At 54.4% G+C, this 16,969-nt stretch carries 10 protein-coding genes and 1 pseudogene; 8 read left to right on the top strand and 3 right to left on the bottom strand.

The annotated features are described in order from the left end of the window. The first annotated feature begins 126 nt into the window (after window positions 1–126). The 5 genes and pseudogenes from CES87_RS16620 (at window position 127) to CES87_RS16595 (ending at window position 9,049) form a co-directional block, all read left to right on the top strand. Complete coding sequence (locus CES87_RS16620; protein ID WP_128606982.1) at window positions 127–675, top strand: sugar ABC transporter ATPase; 549 nt, start codon at window positions 127–129, stop codon at window positions 673–675. A 209-nt stretch (window positions 676–884) separates the two neighbouring features. Next, window positions 885–2,354, top strand: coding sequence for an IMP dehydrogenase (gene guaB, locus CES87_RS16615; RefSeq protein ID WP_128606981.1), 1,470 nt, complete (start codon window positions 885–887; stop codon window positions 2,352–2,354). A gap of 99 nt (window positions 2,355–2,453) precedes the next feature. After that, on the top strand, window positions 2,454–4,031 hold the full coding sequence (gene guaA, locus CES87_RS16610; protein WP_128606980.1) for a glutamine-hydrolyzing GMP synthase: 1,578 nt from the start codon (window positions 2,454–2,456) through the stop codon (window positions 4,029–4,031). A 307-nt stretch (window positions 4,032–4,338) separates the two neighbouring features. Beyond that, a pseudogene (locus tag CES87_RS16605) lies at window positions 4,339–5,552 on the top strand (tyrosine-type recombinase/integrase). Between the two features lie 494 nt (window positions 5,553–6,046). Beyond that, window positions 6,047–9,049: a DNA methyltransferase gene (locus tag CES87_RS16595; RefSeq protein WP_128606979.1), complete on the top strand. Its 3,003-nt coding sequence runs from the start codon at window positions 6,047–6,049 to the stop codon at window positions 9,047–9,049. Between the two features lie 499 nt (window positions 9,050–9,548). On the opposite strand, the gene CES87_RS16585 is transcribed toward CES87_RS16595, so the two are convergent. The 3 genes from CES87_RS16585 to CES87_RS16570 form a co-directional block, all read right to left on the bottom strand. After that, window positions 9,549–10,685, bottom strand: coding sequence for a hypothetical protein (locus CES87_RS16585; protein ID WP_128606977.1), 1,137 nt, complete (start codon window positions 10,683–10,685; stop codon window positions 9,549–9,551). A gap of 547 nt (window positions 10,686–11,232) precedes the next feature. Continuing rightward, complete coding sequence (locus CES87_RS16575) at window positions 11,233–12,321, bottom strand: hypothetical protein (RefSeq protein ID WP_128606976.1); 1,089 nt, start codon at window positions 12,319–12,321, stop codon at window positions 11,233–11,235. Between the two features lie 239 nt (window positions 12,322–12,560). Next, window positions 12,561–13,391, bottom strand: coding sequence for a helix-turn-helix domain-containing protein (locus tag CES87_RS16570; RefSeq protein ID WP_128606975.1), 831 nt, complete (start codon window positions 13,389–13,391; stop codon window positions 12,561–12,563). A gap of 109 nt (window positions 13,392–13,500) precedes the next feature. Between CES87_RS16570 and CES87_RS16565 the strand changes: the two genes are divergently transcribed. From CES87_RS16565 to CES87_RS16555, 3 genes are all read left to right on the top strand, one after another. Further along, the gene (locus CES87_RS16565) at window positions 13,501–13,728 is read left to right on the top strand and encodes an AlpA family transcriptional regulator (RefSeq protein WP_128606974.1); all 228 of its coding nucleotides are present in this window, start codon (window positions 13,501–13,503) and stop codon (window positions 13,726–13,728) included. Between the two features lie 89 nt (window positions 13,729–13,817). Next, on the top strand, window positions 13,818–14,915 hold the full coding sequence (locus tag CES87_RS16560; RefSeq protein ID WP_128606973.1) for a replication initiator protein A: 1,098 nt from the start codon (window positions 13,818–13,820) through the stop codon (window positions 14,913–14,915). 948 nt (window positions 14,916–15,863) lie between these two features. After that, window positions 15,864–16,775: a hypothetical protein gene (locus CES87_RS16555; protein ID WP_128606972.1), complete on the top strand. Its 912-nt coding sequence runs from the start codon at window positions 15,864–15,866 to the stop codon at window positions 16,773–16,775. Window positions 16,776–16,969: the final 194 nt, after the last annotated feature.

The following is a 16,969-nucleotide window of genomic DNA, read 5'->3' as shown; positions in this document are numbered from 1 at the left end:
AGGCTTGCCCGCGAAGGCATTGTGTCAGTCAACATGTGTGTTGAATGTTAATCCGTCTTCGCGGGCAAGCCTCGCTCCTACAAGAATCCCGCAAGCCCCTTCATTAATGCTTCAGGCCTGTAGCTCATGAATTCGCAAAGCATCATCGTCCCGAAAATCTCCACGCTGCCGGTGCACGAGCCCCGAGCTCGGGCGATCGTGCGTTGGCTGGTGCGCAAGAACATCATCAAGGAAGAACTCACGACTTGCGGCCGAACCGGCAATCGCATGGCCCACGCCATCGGCGACGGTGCCCGCGCCGTGGTGGTACACCCGGAGGCCCTGCCATTCGGCGAGCCGATCAATGGCCTGGAGATCGTAACCAAGCGCTGCATCTATACGCCGGCCAAGGGATTTCTGGGCGAGGCGGGTTGCGCCGAGTGCCGCAAGGAAATCGGGGAAGCGTTGTTCGAAAGCCTGGAAGACTGGATGCCGGGGCGCACTGATAACTTCACCTGCCCAGAATGCGGGCATGAAGATGACATCAACGGCTTTCTGTACCTGCAAGAGTGCGGCTTCTCCAACCTGGGGTTCATCTTCAACAATTGGGCCGAAGCCGGATTCAAACAGGCATTTCTCGACGAATTTGCCGATTGGCTGGATCAACCGGTGAGCTGGATCAAGGTAGAACTGTAGGAGCGAGGCTTGCCCGCGAAGAACGGTAACGCGGTGCATCAGACATACCGCGTTATCGTTCTTCGCGGGCAAGCCTCGCTCCTACGGGATTTGTGCACTAAAAGACCCGTCGATCACTGCATTGATAATACATAGAGTTTTACATTGAGCCCGAGGGGGTGTCTGAGTATAATGGCGCGCTTCCATTTTCCCGCTCGGGAGCCCCCGCGATGCTGCGTATCAGCCAAGAAGCTCTGACATTCGACGACATTCTCCTAGTGCCCGGTTATTCCGAGGTGCTTCCTAACGAAGTCAGTCTCAAAACCCGCCTTACCCGTGGCATCGAGCTGAATATTCCACTGGTTTCTGCCGCAATGGACACCGTTACTGAGGCCCGTCTGGCAATTGCCATGGCTCAGGAAGGTGGCATCGGCATCATCCACAAGAACATGACCATCGAGCAGCAAGCTGCCGAAGTGCGCAAGGTCAAGCGTTATGAGGCCGGCGTGGTCAAGGACCCGATCACCATCGAGGCTGACGCCACGGTTCGTGAGCTGTTCGAACTGACCCGCCAGCACAACATCTCCGGCGTTCCGGTTTTGCACAATGGCGACCTGGTCGGCATCGTCACTTCCCGTGACGTGCGTTTTGAAAACCGTCTTGAAGCCACTGTCCGTGAAGTGATGACGCCTAAAGAACGTCTGGTCACGGTCAAGGAAGGCGCCGACAAGAACGACGTCCGCGAGCTGTTGCACAAACACCGCATTGAACGCGTGCTGATCGTCGACGACAAGTTCGCCCTCAAAGGCATGATGACCGTCAACGACATCGAAAAAGCCAAAGCTTACCCGCTGGCCAGCAAGGACGATCAAGGTCGTCTGCGCGTTGGCGCTGCAGTCGGTACCGGTAAAGACACCGGTGACCGCGTCGCCGCTCTGGTCAATGCCGGCGTTGACGTGGTGGTGGTCGACACCGCACACGGTCACTCCAAAGGCGTGATCGACCGCGTTCGCTGGGTTAAACAGAATTTCCCTGAAGTGCAGGTCATCGGCGGCAACATCGCCACTGGCGCTGCCGCCAAGGCCCTGGCCGAAGCCGGCGCTGACGCAGTCAAGGTCGGTATCGGCCCTGGCTCGATCTGCACCACCCGTATCGTCGCCGGTGTCGGCGTCCCGCAAATCAGTGCCATCGCCAACGTTGCCGCTGCCCTCGAAGGCACTGGCGTTCCGTTGATCGCCGACGGCGGCATCCGTTTCTCCGGTGACCTGTCCAAGGCCATCGTGGCCGGTGCTTCCTGCGTGATGATGGGCTCGATGTTCGCAGGTACTGAAGAGGCGCCGGGCGAGATCGAACTGTTCCAGGGTCGTTCGTACAAGGCTTATCGCGGCATGGGTTCGCTGGGCGCCATGTCCCAGGCTCAAGGTTCCTCCGACCGTTACTTCCAGGACTCCTCGGCTGGCGCCGAGAAGCTGGTTCCGGAAGGCATCGAAGGGCGTGTTCCGTACAAGGGCACCCTGAGCGCCATCATCCATCAACTGATGGGCGGCCTGCGTTCTTCCATGGGCTACACCGGTAGCGCCAACATCGAAGAGATGCGCACCAAGCCTGAGTTCGTGCGGATCACCGGCGCTGGCATGGCCGAGTCCCACGTCCACGACGTACAGATCACCAAAGAAGCGCCAAACTACCGCGTAGGTTGAGCCTTCCAGCAAAAAGCTAAGCAACCGGGGCTGTTTTATTCAGCCCCGAGTTGTTTCTGAATCACGACTGTTTCTGAATTACTTAGACGAGACTGAATCATGGCCCTCGACATTCACGCTCACCGTATCCTGATCCTCGACTTCGGTTCCCAGTACACCCAGCTGATCGCCCGCCGCGTGCGTGAAATCGGTGTGTACTGCGAACTGCACCCGTTCGACATGGATGACGAAGCGATTCGCGAATTCGCACCGAAGGGGATCATCCTCGCCGGCGGCCCGGAGTCGGTTCACGTGGCTGACAGCCCGCGCGCGCCACAAGCGGTCTGGGACCTGGGCGTACCGGTTTTCGGTATCTGCTACGGCATGCAAACCATGGCCGAGCAACTGGGCGGCAAGGTTGAAGGTTCCGAACTGCGTGAGTTCGGTTACGCCCGTGTCGACGTGGTCGGCAAGAGCCGTCTGCTGGACGGCATCGAAGACCACATCGATGCTGATGGCCTGTTCGGCCTCGACGTGTGGATGAGCCACGGTGACAAAGTCACCAAAATGCCGGCTGACTTCCACATCCTGGCCAGCACCCCGAGCTGCCCGATCGCCGGCATGTTCAGCGACGAACGCGGCTACTACGGCGTGCAGTTCCACCCGGAAGTGACCCACACCAAACAGGGCGGTCGCATCCTGTCGCGCTTCATCCTCGATATCTGCGAGTGCGAAGCGCTGTGGACACCTTCGAAAATCGCTGAAGACGCCATCGCTCAGGTCCGTGCCCAGGTCGGCACCGACAACGTGCTGCTTGGCCTGTCCGGCGGTGTGGACTCCTCGGTGGTTGCCGCGCTGCTGCACAAGGCCATCGGCGACCAACTGACCTGCGTCTTTGTCGACAACGGCCTGTTGCGTCTGCACGAAGGCGAGCAAGTGATGGCCATGTTCGCCGAGAACATGGGCGTCAAGGTGATCCGCGCCAACGCTGAGGACCAGTTCCTCGACAACCTGGCCGGCGAGTCCGACCCTGAGAAGAAGCGCAAGATCATCGGCCGTACCTTCATCGACGTGTTCGATGCCCAGTCCAACAAACTGGACAACATCAAGTACCTCGCCCAAGGCACCATCTACCCGGACGTGATCGAGTCGGCTGGCGCGAAAAGCGGTAAGGCCCACGTGATCAAGTCGCACCACAACGTGGGTGGCCTGCCGGAAGAAATGAACCTCAAGCTGGTTGAACCCCTGCGCGAGTTGTTCAAGGACGAAGTTCGTCGTCTGGGCCTGGAACTGGGCCTGCCGTACGACATGGTCTACCGTCACCCGTTCCCGGGCCCGGGTCTGGGCGTGCGGATCCTCGGTGAAGTGAAGAAGGAATACGCCGACCTGCTGCGTCGCGCCGACCACATCTTCATCGAAGAACTGCGCAAGGCCGACTGGTACCACAAGGTCAGCCAGGCGTTCGTGGTGTTCCAACCGGTGAAATCGGTGGGCGTGGTAGGCGATGGCCGTCGTTACGCCTGGGTTGTGGCCCTGCGTGCCGTGGAAACCATCGACTTCATGACCGCCCGTTGGGCACACCTGCCTTACGAACTGCTGGAAACCGTGTCCGGCCGCATCATCAATGAAATCGAAGGCATCTCCCGCGTCACCTACGACGTGTCGAGCAAGCCGCCAGCGACGATCGAGTGGGAATGATCGGACGTCCGGCATAGACTGGCACCGACAGGTATGGAAACACCCCTAAGCCCGCGTAATCGCGGGCTTTTTTGGTTTTTGGTCTGGCATCGTCAGGCAGTTTTCAGCATCGCCAAGCAACCCCTATCCGTGGCATGGTAGCTGGTATTATCTGAGCCTGATGCCATGTCCGTGCCCTGATACCATGTGAAGCTCTACGAGTCGCTCATGGTATTAAAAATTATCAAGTCATTGATTTATAACGAGTTAATGTTGATTTTTTTTGGGTTTTTAGAGCATGGTATTTTGACCAAAAAAGGCAGGGACCATGCTTACCGATACCAAGCTGCGCAACCTCAAACCGAGGGAAAAACTCTACAAGGTGAACGACCGTGACGGCCTTTATGTTGCCGTCACCGCTGCTGGAGCCATCTCATTTCGCTACAACTACTCGATCCACGGCAGACAAGAAACCATCACCTTTGGCCGGTACGGCAGTGGCGGGATTAGCCTTGCGGAGGCGCGTGAGCGGCTGAATGAGGCCAAGAAGATGGTCGCGGTCGGGAAGTCGCCTGCGAAGGAAAAAGCTCGGGACAAGGCACGTGTCAAGGATGCGGAGACGTTTGATGCGTGGGCTGAAAAGTGGCTGCGCGGTTATCAGATGGCCGATTCCACCCGTGATATGCGGCGCTCCATCTACGATCGTGAGTTAAAGCCAAAATTCGGTAATCAGAAGCTGGTGGAGATCACTCACGAGGATCTGCGAGCATTGACCGATGCCATCGTAGAGCGAGGTGCTCCGGCAACGGCAGTGCATGTCCGCGAGGTGGTGATGCAAGTCTATCGTTGGGCCATTGAGCGCGGGCACAAGGTCGAGAATCCGGCAGACTTGGTACGTCCTACTAGCATCGCCAGGTTCGAGCCGCGTGACCGTGCGCTGAGCTTTGAAGAGATTGGCTTGATGTACCAGTACATGGATCGCATTGGTACCGCATCGTCAGTCCGTGCTGCGGCTAAGCTGCTGTTGCTCACAATGGTGCGCAAGAGTGAGCTAACCAACGCTACCTGGAGTGAGATCAATTTCAGCGAGGCTCTTTGGACCGTTCCAAGGAACGAATGAAGCGCCGAAACCCCCACCTCGTTTTCCTATCCAGGCAAGCGCTAGACATTTTCATTGCGCTGAAAACTTTTGCTGGCGGATCGGACTACGTGCTGCCATCACGATACGACTCGGACCTGCCCATGAGCAGCGCTACGATCAACCAAGTGCTGACGCTGACGTACCGGCTAGCGCAGAAAGAGGGGAAATCGCTTACCAAGTTTGGGCCGCACGACTTGAGAAGAACCGCTAGCACGCTGCTGCACGAGGCTGGATACAATACCGATTGGATCGAGAAGTGCCTTGCGCACGAGCAGAAAGGCGTGCGGGCTGTCTACAACAAGGCTGAATACCGTGAGCAGCGCACGGCGATGCTACAGGATTGGGCTGATATGATTGATGAATGGACGCTCAAGCAGCCACGGCAAAGCGCCGCAGGTTAGTGGGTTAATTGCATTGATTTGACCACGCGTTTGCATACGACCTGAACAGTAATTTGCATCAGGCTTGACCAGCGCCTCTCGCGTCCACGCTTTGCCAAAACTAACCCGAAGCCGGTAGTGACGACAGGCAGAAATCGGCCGATTCTGTTGAAAAAGTCCGGCTTGGTTTCCACGGCAGAAAAGTACGCGCCTGAGATTGAAATCCTTGCTTTCAGCAGAGGCTTCCCGGACTCGGATTTTACGTAGCAGCGTGCAAAAAAGGTGTTTTCACCCACCAGTATTCGAGCATTTTGGGGAAACCGACTTTTTCAACAGAATCGGCCAAAAGGAGACCTTCGAAGGAGTCTAGAAAATTAGGGGCATTTAGTAGCGGCCAACTAATCCTAGACAGCCTACTGACTGAACCGACTCGACGCACCAGTGCCCAGAAAGAGCCCCTTACCCATATAGCCACTTTGCTATCATCGCCAGCAAAGCACAGAGGGGCACGATCAATGACACCAGAGAAGTTCATAGCCACTTGGAAGAACAACAGCCTCACAGAGCGAGGCGGCGCACAGCCCCATTTTGACGATTTGTGCGAACTGCTCGGCGTAGATAAGCCGCGCGACCTCGACAACTACTGCTTCGAGCGCGGCGCCAAGAAGTCCGGAGGTGGGGATGGCTGGGCTGATGTGTGGAAGCGCGGCCACTTCGCGTGGGAGAACAAGAAACCAGGCCGCGACCTCGACAAGGCGCTCAAGCAACTCACGGACTACTCCCTGCAACTCGAAAGCCCGCCACTCTTGGTGGTGTGCGACCGTGAGCGCATCATCATCCACACAGCCTTCACCGGCTATCCGGACGAGCCGCGCGAAATCCGCATAGAAGATCTGGTGGATGACGGCAAGCGGCAAATTCTCAAATGGGTGTTCACCGACCCGCTGAAGCTGCGGCCCGAAAAGTCCACCGCCGCCGTCACCGAAGAAGCCGCTCAGCGCTATGCCGAGCTGGCCGAAACCATGCGTCAACGCGGGCAAGACAGCAATCAAGTAGCGCACTTTTTGGTCCAGTGCTTGTTCTGCATGTTCGCCGAAGACGAAGGACTGTTGCCTGATAAGATATTTACCAACCTGCTCGCCGCCGCCAAGAGCGACGTGGCGAAAGCCGCCAACCGCATCGGGAAGCTATTCAAGGCCATGCAGGAGCAAAGAGGTGAGTACGGCAACGACGACATCCAATGGTTCAACGGCGGCCTATTCAAGCAGATTGCCGTTCCTACGCTGACCGTCAGCGACCTCGAAACGCTACGCGCCGCCTCCGCCGACATGGACTGGCGCGCGATTGACCCCACCATCTTCGGCACGCTGTTCGAGCGGGGCTTAGGTAGCAAACGCGCCGCCCTTGGCGCGCACTACACCGACACTGGCACGATAGCGAAGCTGGTTGAGCCGCTGGTGAGCGGTCCGTTGCTGCTTGAGTGGCAGGCCGCGCGCGAAAAGATCGCCAAGGTGGCGCCGAAGTTTGGCATGGTGAAAACGCGGGGCAACAAGTACCGCGCCAACGACGCATTGCAACAGGGCCAAGCACTTTATCAAGGCTTTCTGCTGCGCCTCGCCGACTTTCGCGTGCTTGACCCTGCATGCGGCAGCGGCAACTTTCTATATCTGGCGCTCAAGGCGCTGCGCGACGTGGAAAAACGCGCGCAAATCGAGGCGCAGGAACTGGGGCTGCAAGCCGAGGTGAGTTTGCAAACCGGCCCGCACAACATCTTGGGTCTGGAAATAAACGAATTCGCGGCGGAACTGGCACGGGTCACGGTGTGGATTGGCGACATTCAATGGTGTCGGCAGAACGGATGGCCGCACAGCCTGAACCCCATTCTTAAGCCGCTGGACGGCATCGAGAACCGCGATGCCTTGATCAACACCGATGGCAGCCAAGCCCAATGGCCGAAGGCTGATGTGATAGTTGGCAACCCACCGTTCATCGGCAACAAGAGGATGCGCGGTGAGCTGGGGAAAGCTTATGTAGACAAGGTGCGCTTGGCATATCGAGACAACAACTTGGATGGTGTAGACCTCGTTTGCTTTTGGTTCGAGAAAGCGCGGTTGCAGATGGAACTGGGTACTCTGCAATCAGCCGGCTTGGTTTCGACCAACTCCATACGTGATGGCGCGAACCGTAAGGTGCTCACTCGCATCTTGGAAAAGTCGCGCATTTTTCTCGCATGGAGCGACGAAAAATGGTGGGACAACGGCACTGCTGTGGGGGTTTCCATGACGGGCTTCGGACAAAGTCTCATGAAGCCGCAGCTGGATGGTGCTGAAGTCGCGGTCATTCATGCAGACCTCACCGCAGGCAGCGATGTTACGAAAGCATTTAAGTTGCGCGAAAACAAAAACCGGTCATTTCAGGGTGTGACGCCATCGGCTTCAGTAAAAAGAACGCTGCGGGAGAAGCTTGGGCTGCCTAAAGCCAGCTTCAACTTGAAAGGAGACGAAGCAAGAAAAATACTGCAAGAGCCAGCCACGATAAAGGGCGAGCCCATGGCCGCTGTTGTTCGTCCCTATCTGGGTGCGGATGACATCACGTCGCGCCCGCTTGACAGGTTCACAATCAATTTTATGGGCCGCGACAAGGAGAAGGAGGCAGCCAGTTTCGACAAACCGTTTGCGGCCATCTCGAATGTGCGCTTGCATCGGCTGCACACGAACCGCTTCAACGACTTTCAGAAGTATCCGTGGTGGCAGTTCGGTTGGCCTCGACCAGAAATGTTCGCGGCGCTGAAAGGACTTCCGCGCTATATTTCGATTCCGCGCCACGCCAAGCACTACCTTTGCGCGTGGACGCACCCTGCCGTCACCCCCGGTGACGCGCTTGTCGTTGTCGCCCGTGATGACGACACCACCATTGGAATCCTTCAATCCCGCATTCATGAAGTTTGGGCACTGCGTTCAGGTTCCTCGCTGGAGGACCGACCCCGCTACACCCCTACAACCTGCTTTGAGACCTTTCCATTTCCCGAGGGCTTGACGCCCAACATTCCTGCAGCGGAATACGCAGCCGACCAAAACGCGAAGGCGATCGCAATAGCAGCGCAAGAGCTATTCAAGCTGCGCGATCATTATCTCAGCCCGCCCGAGTGGACCGATTGGATCATCACTCCCGAAGAGCAAGCAGCCGGGTTCCCCAAGCGCCCAGTTGCCAAGCCTGGCCATGAAGCCGATCTGAAAACGCGCACCCTCACCAACCTCTACAACGCGCGCCCAGCGTGGTTGGCCTTGGCGCACGAAACCTTGGACAAAGCTGTGGCCGCTGCAAACGGCTGGAGTGACTACACCCCCGCAATGGAAGACGGTGAAATTCTTCGCAGGCTACTGGCAATGAATTTTGCGCGAGGTGCAGCAAAGGCGGTTGTTGGCAAGGTCTCGCGTGATCGCGCAAGATCAAACAGTGCTGGAAGGGCGAGAGAGTTGAGATTTGCAGCCCTGGATCAGGTTGGCGGAGCCATGTAGAGGTGTGTGGAGGGGTAGGTAGACGCGATTGATCGACTGCTGATAGACCAATACCTGCCGGTACTGTCCGGCAGGTATTGGCCGATTCTGTTGAAAAAGTCGGTCCGCCCAAATGGCCTGATCATTGACTGGTGAAAACGCCTTTTTTGCACGCTGCTATGTGAAATCTGAGTCCGGAAGCCTCTGCCGAAAGTAAAGATTTCAATCTCGGACGCATACTTTTCTGCTGCGGAAACCATGGCCGACTTTTTCAACAGAATCGGCCGATTACTGCCCTTGGCGAGAGGCAGAAAACGGCCAGAAGCCGACGTACACCGAGAAACCATCATGCGTAGTGCTTGTGCGTCACGTGGACATTTGCACCGATAGGTCTCCCGGTAGTACTTAGGTCGATCTGCGAGGGTTTTACCTAACGGCAGCACTGGTCTGGAGTTGCTCCATTAATCCTGACGCCCAAGCTGTGGCATAACGGTAACCCGCAACGCACTGCCCAGTGCGATCACCGTTGTGAATGTTTTTTGGCTGATTTTGAATTGGTCCGTTTGGTAGCGGGTGCATTCGAGTTCAATGACTTTTTCAATAGCGAATTTAGTGATTTCAGCTCCGCTTGGAGATTCTGAGTCGTTTGAATTTGCGTGTTCAGAAGCGCCTGTTGTGTCGCTGATTGCTTCTCCCAGTAGGCCTGGCGTTCGTTGGCCTGCCGCAGAGCGGTATCGGCATCGATGGAGCCGCTATGCTGCTGATAAGCAGCAATGCCAATTGACGTGACAATGCTTGTGATAACGGCCCATTTCGTCCAGCGTAGGCTGCTCGCAGCGCTTTTTAGAGAGAGTTCGGATTGCGCCTTGTTGCTTTCTTGTTGACCCATCCATTGTGGAATGGCTTCAAGGACCAGCGTGGAATACATTGAAGCGGTATGCGCTTGAACCTCGCCCATGTGTACGGCCAGCCGGTTAAGGATGTCTACAGCTTTTTCTGAGGCCCTGGCCGCCCGCGCATCGTTCGTATTGGAGAAATCCAGTTTCGGTAAAATAACGTCTGTTTTTGTGTAAAGCGGGCGGTCCTGGTATGGCGACTTGAGACTTTCCGCGGCACTAGCCATACGTCCAGCTGCCGGATCATTACACATATTCGAAAAGAGTGATTTCCACTGTTGGTTCGACTGATCGATCGCTGTTACCGAGGCGGTCAGGGACTCCAGAGTGCTAGGTTTAAGGAACGAAAAGCTGTTTCGAAATTGATCGGAAATCTTCTTGCTCGCCTGATCAAGCTCAGCGCATTCGTTAAGGACACCTCGGCCTAAACCAGCGACTAAATCTTCGGTGGCTGGATACTCGGCCACCTCTATTGCCGCGGCCGCTAGGGCATTTAAGTCAGCTGTGGTTAGTTTCGAAAAAGCTTCATCGTCGAGCCCACTCCACTCACCAGGGTCCTGCGAATTAGACGTAGTAGCTCGTATCGCTAGTAAGCCGATCTCACGATCGTTAGCTTCTTCGAAAGCACCTGATTTGACGATAATTTTGTAGTCCCTGTAGACCAGATGGCGTACGTACAGAGGACCTAGAGATGTGGATACTTCGTGCTTGGAACTGGTTCTGATGAGGTCTTTTAAGCTCGGTTTATTCTTGTCAGTCATCCGGTCGAGGCCATTTCATCGTTAAAATATCATTGTTGAAATCTTACACGATTCATGGTCACTCCATCCCCGAAATCCCGCGCAATCTTCGGAAGCGGACGCGACTTGCCGAGTCGGATTTTTCGCGGCATTGGTTGCCCGATTTCTGCCTGTCGTCACCGGCCGCTTAGGACCGTTCTCTGCCCGTCGCCACCGTCATCTTTGGGTCGGTTGCCGTCCATAGGTCTGTTGGTGGAGCGGATGCGAAAACAGTAGTCGCATAGACAAAACCTCCCTGGTCCAGCTGCTGGAATACTCACGAAGGCATAATCGCGGACTGGTTCATCTGCATAGGCGCTGCACACATCCGAACTTCCGGTTACCCTAACGGCCGGGTCCCGTCATTGCAGCCTGCTTAGGATTCCATTCGCGCAGCGAAGCAAACCATTCAGGCGTGTGCGGACAGAGCAGCCTGCGAGGCAGGGGCTCAAGCAGTCCCCCACGCTCAAGCCAGGTAGTTGCCGCCCTAATTCGCCGAGCATGAAACTGCCAGGAGGCTTTTTGTTGCTTAACAAGATTGATGAGCTTTTCGTCGTTGCTCGAATATGATGACTTGATCGACGACCAGCTTACTATCCACCTTTATGCTGACTAAACCGTTATTATCAATAAACTGTATCGCGGAAGCTTGCGAATACTCAGTTACTCTTAACTTTCTCAGGGCCACACCTGGGTAGTGGATTTCTATAATATGGTTGAAATGCTGTGGTGAGTATTTTGGGCGGAAGTTATTGAGCTCCGCTTTGGTAACTTCACGCTCCAAAGGAGCGGCAAGAAAGTGACTGAATTTTTCTATAATCGCCCCATCCTTCGTAGGGCGAGTCTCGCTGATTGCTGTTATTGCGAATATATCATCATAGTAGTAATACAAATTTACCGAATGAAGTAGTGGGGCTTCGGGAAATCCGTCTTCACCAATCTCAACGCTCCAAACAGCGGTGGCATGATGATCGAGTTTTCTAAACTTCCCTCGTTCTACATATGCGATCTCATAGGCCCCCCCAGTGTACCTGTAAAGCGGGCTTTTACTGGTGTGTTCTTCGTAAAGCATGGCGCTCGTAACTGTGAAAGCCTTATCAACTGGATGAACAGGATTGATTGATTCTAGCGGATTGCTCTGATTTCGTAGCTGCTCAAAAAATACGTCTACACCCGTGCCAGTCGCAGTCCAGTAACCAGATTGCTCTTCATATCGCAATGTTGTGCCATATTGAAAGTCGTGAAGTTTCGTGCGCCCATTAGAGGGTTCTAAATAACATCCAATAAGTGCTATATTTTCCCCGACTTCGTTGGCAATCTTGTTTAGAGTGGTCTTTAAAGTGGCGAGGTTGTTCTGTTTACTTAGGGCTTCCCTCAGTTCGTTTTCGGCAAAGCGCGCATAAATTTTAGTTCCTGCCCAACTGATGAGTAAAGAATCGTTTATGATCGAGATTTTTTGCGTGTAGCCAATAAGAGTGAAGCCCGAGCCTTCGGGAAAAACTGTAGATGAGCACCCTAGAGTAGGCCAAGGAATTATTTTGTCAGATAAGCTGGATTCAGCAATATCACTGATAAACAGCCGTTGATTCGATGGGGAGAATCGCGCAATTACGGTCATTTAAACATTCCGTAGGAACATAGGTGGTTTTAGGCGATGCGTGACGAGTACAAACAAGGAAGCAGACGCCCCGACTGCACGACTGGCCGCAACGGGTCGTTATGAGCCTCTCAGCTTTGACGTCTGGTCGGTCAAATCCTCTGTAATCGTTGGTCAAGTCCAATGCAAATGACTAGTCAGGTCGTATGCAAGCGCGTGTTCAAGTGCGCTGCAATTCCGCAGCTAGAGCATGATTGTCTTCAGCGTGTCGCCTGCTTCTGCGCTCGCCGCTTGATAGCGGCGGAAACTGCTTGGCGTGATACGCCAAGCTGGCGCGCTATTTCAGCTTGACTCATGGTGCCCTGAGCTAACAGATCATCCATCGTACTGGTGGGAGACTTGAGTGCCTGGAGCAGTCGATAGGCTTCTCTCCTGACATATGCGTGGGCTTCAATGTCCCACTCAGGGAGAGTGCCGGCTTCCTGTGACCAAATTTGGTCAATCAACTCGTCATACTCTAGCGCAAACCTTCTGTCGCGTTGGTATGCGCGGCGAGCTTCATCGCTTCGCCTTGGGTTGTGTGCTTCGCAGTAGAGTTTGCTGGGCTTCGCTGCGCCTTCGGGCTGACCCGGTAGTTTATTGGGCCGGAGCAAGTCACCATGCCGTGCCCACGCGGCAATGAGTACTCGCCGCTCGACGTGCTCTCTGAAGGCTGAAACCGAGCGGTCACCGCGCATTTCCACCATGTCACAGTAGGCCATCAACATGCGGGCGGGCTCGTACCGACCGAACTCACCTTTCCATGCCTGCTCGTAGCGCGCCACCAAGGCGTCGGCTTTTTTCTGAGCTGTTGCACGAATGGCATCCGTTAGTGGCGCGACTTTGACGTTTCCTCGTTGTAGGCGCTTGAAGACCTTTTGAGCCCCCACGCTGATCGAGTATTCGGTGGATCGCCAGCATAGTTCGCAAAAGCCCCAGTCATAGGCGTTGCTGAGCTTGGCGCGGATGCGGTCAGACGATGTATCGCTTTCCCTAACCAGGCGTTCTAGAAACGGATCGAATGTGCTCGGCGCTTTCTCACGTTTTTTCATCGTCCGATGATAGCTCTTCGTGACAACTAAATTCTAACTTTTTCGCACCCTGACTCTGGCGCTGGAGGGCATTGTCAAGCATCTGACGACTTTGAAGGAAAGCGACCTTATGGAGATCAAGCCAAAGAGCAAGACACTCATCAACCGCAAGAAGTTGCACGCGATGATCCCGCTGGCTGAGCGCACGATCTACAACATGGAACAGCGGGGGGAGTTCCCGCGCCGCATCGCACTAACCAGCCGAAACGTCGCGTGGGATCTGACTGAGATCGAGGAATGGATCGACGCGCGCAAGTCGTCGGGTATACATGCTGCCCGCCCCGGAATGGGGGCCTGAATCGTGGCGATTGATGTGTGGGCAGCATGCCAGGGTAAACCGCTTGTGCTGGATTTCATGCGGCCATCTGCGGGCAGCTCTGGACGAGAATGCTGGGCGCACAGTCGCTCAGCAAGTTGGCATGGGGTTTGGCCAGCCATATGACTAGCAGAAACAATGGTCCCCAGTCGATGAGCGCTTTAATAGGCCGCGAGCGCATTGAGGCCGTAGCGCGTCCCGGCGAGACATACGAGCAAGTCGCCGCCCGCTTGCAGCGCGAAGCGAACGAGGAAAGCCGTCTAGTAGCAGCACCTAAGCTACAACCCGCTACTCGCGTGCGCAAACCATCCAAGGGGGATGAGCAGCAGGATTTCTTCATCCCGGCGGTGTATGACGTGGGCATCCGCGATAGCCGCAACATCATGGATGTGGCCGTATTCCGACTGTCCAAGAAGGAGAGGCGTGCGGGCGAGGTCATCACCTATGAGTTGCGGGACGGCAACGTGAAGGTGTCTGCCGGTCCAGCCGGTATGGCTTCGGTGTGGGATTACGACCTTGTGCTGATGGCTGTGTCGCATTTGACCGAAGCAATGAACCGCTATCGAGATGGTAGGGGCGAAAAGCCGGGCCGGGTTTTCCGGCCGCACGTTGGTGACGTCCTCAAATTCCTGCGTCGTGCTTATGGCGGCAAGCAGAAAGACGATCTTGTAGAGACGTGCCTACGGCTGAATACCACGCATGTAGCGGTCCGGCGTACCGAAAAGGGCAAGAATGGCCGAACCATCACCGTGAATGAAGGTGAGCCGCTGATTAGCCGATACAAGGTCATTGAGAACAGCTCAGGCAAGCCAGAATTCATTGAGATCGAGGTGGCGCAGTGGATGTATCAGGAGATCACGGGCGGCAAAAACCCCGACGTGCTGGCCCTCCACCCTGACTTCTTCCTGATCGGTACCGGCATTGGCCGGTTCGTGTACCGTCTTGCGCGCAGAGCAGCGGGCAAGACAGAGGCCAGATGGTCATTCCAGACTATCTATGAGCGCAGCGGCTCGGCGGGAACGTTCAAAGAATTCTGCCGCATCTTACGCGGCATCGTCGAGGCTAACGACTTGCCGGAATATACCTTGACGATGGAGGCCGGGCAGAGCGGGCCGCAGCTCGCAATGGCACATCGGCGCCGCATGGTCGACGGAGCGGCCGGTGTGTAATGTACGGGTGCCAATGCGCGGCACGCGCTCAGCCTGTGGATAGTCCGTACATTACCCACCAACCTCCGTACTTTACCCACCCAAAACCGTACATTACCCACCAAAAGCCGTACATTGCACACTGGACAATTTTACAACCCATTGAAAATAGACAGAAATTTAGATTATTTTTTTCCTAAATCTTTTAAAACTTAATTAAAACTCTAAAACCCGCTGAGGGTGCCAATTTGGCAACCGAAGCAGGGGCACCCCTGCGGGGTTCCCCCACCGCTTCGCGGCGGCTTCCCCTTCCGCATCAAAATGCGTTCGGTACGCTCACAGAGTTGTCTATGCGCCGGCCAGCCGGCGCGGCGTACAGATTCGCTACCGTGGATTGTCGTTTATGGGCCACGCGACAAACGCGATTGCTGGCCATGAATGAACCTCGTTCATCCATGTTAGATATCTAACAAGGAAGGCTGCGAAGTGCCCTACCGGTGTTCTGGCAAATACACCCTCAGAAAACCCCGCGTGCCATGTTTTTCCAGCAGCGCACAAGCTCACCGTTTTGAACTCAAAAAGGGACACCAAAGGGAAGGGCGGCCGCGGCCGGGTTGGCAAACGCACTGACTTGCCCACCCGTTTGCACTCGACCTGACCAGCTATTTGCGCCAGATTTGACCTCCACGCTTGGTGGCCATGACCGGCAGAGAGCCACTGTTTAGTGCCCTGAGTAACAGGAAGCAATCGGCCAAAAATGGTCCTTCGCTAATGAACTCCTGCCTGCTACACAAGCATCGGTATAAATTCCGAACTCTCGAGTTGTTGCCGGCCCCAATGTATTGCGAGAGGCTCATCAATTCATCTTCGAACCCAGGAAAAATGTCAATTAACCGACTATTGTCTATCTTGAGATTGAAACCACTTTTTTACGCTATCCCGAGGTAATCAACCTGTTAAGGACATTCTATGCCTGTGCTCAAAGGGGGATCAGATACTCGAAAAATAGGAGACTTCTATGTTGCAGGAGGAGCAACATTAGGCGTATGGGGAATAGGTATTATTTCCACCGTCATAAAGGTTTTTTCGGTAGGCCAGCTTCTGGTTCTTCCATTATTGCTGGCTCCAATTTTTTTAATAACTTTTTATATGGCAAATTTATCTCGCTCTGACCAAAAAAGAGCGGATGCTTCTCACATTGCATTCATAGCATCTGCTGCAAGCCTGTCTGCGGTTACGCCGTTCATTCCACACTTATTTTACATAGGGCTATCATTGATTCTTTTGATTTTTCTAGTTTCAAATTACAACAAAAAAATTTCTATCGCTCCTGTCGGACCAAGTTCGATTTTCGTAGCCCTACTCTCTCCATATAGTGCATCTTCGGCGGAGGTATGTCTGTTGTCTGCGGCTATGCTTGTACTTACGCTGCATTACGGAAGGAGAGAGCAGCGCGTTGCTATGACAGCACTCCCCATTCTGTCCTCTTTATTTATTCTCCACAAACATATATATGCGCCATCAATTGCCATAATTTTAGTCGCTATGTCTCATCTCGTAGTCATATATTCAATAAAGATCACAAAGAAAAAATCATCTATTCTTCAGACCGAACGAAGACTTCTTCTTGATGATATTTCATCCCTGGTGACAATTTCATTGATATTTAAACTGGTGATGCCAGTCACTGAATTTTACCGGTATTTAATTATAGCTGTTATTTTTATGATTATTTCTACGTTTGCGCAAATTAAGCTGCAAATCAACACCGTAGCTGATATCGCGCCGGGGGCACGTAGAAGTGCTGAGCAATTTTTGAAAGAAAAATTCTCTATAAATTCTTCAGCTTCCGTAGCCGCAATTAGTCTGTTTACGGAATAAATAATTTGGAGATCGAAACTACCAAACTTTTATCTGCAAGTATCAGGCTAGTACTTCTCGAAATCCCTACAGTGATTTTATTTTTCTCCGGGATGAGGACAGGATCGGCGATAAAGTGCGATGTATCAAAATTATTATTTTTTACATAGCACTAATTGCGTTCTCGTCAATACAAAGCCTAGGGCAAAATAAAT

Origin of the sequence: Pseudomonas sp. ERMR1:02, assembly GCF_002277815.1 — a bacterium.
Classification (GTDB): Bacteria; Pseudomonadota; Gammaproteobacteria; order Pseudomonadales; family Pseudomonadaceae; genus Aquipseudomonas.
This window is presented reverse-complemented; position numbering and strand designations above follow the sequence as displayed.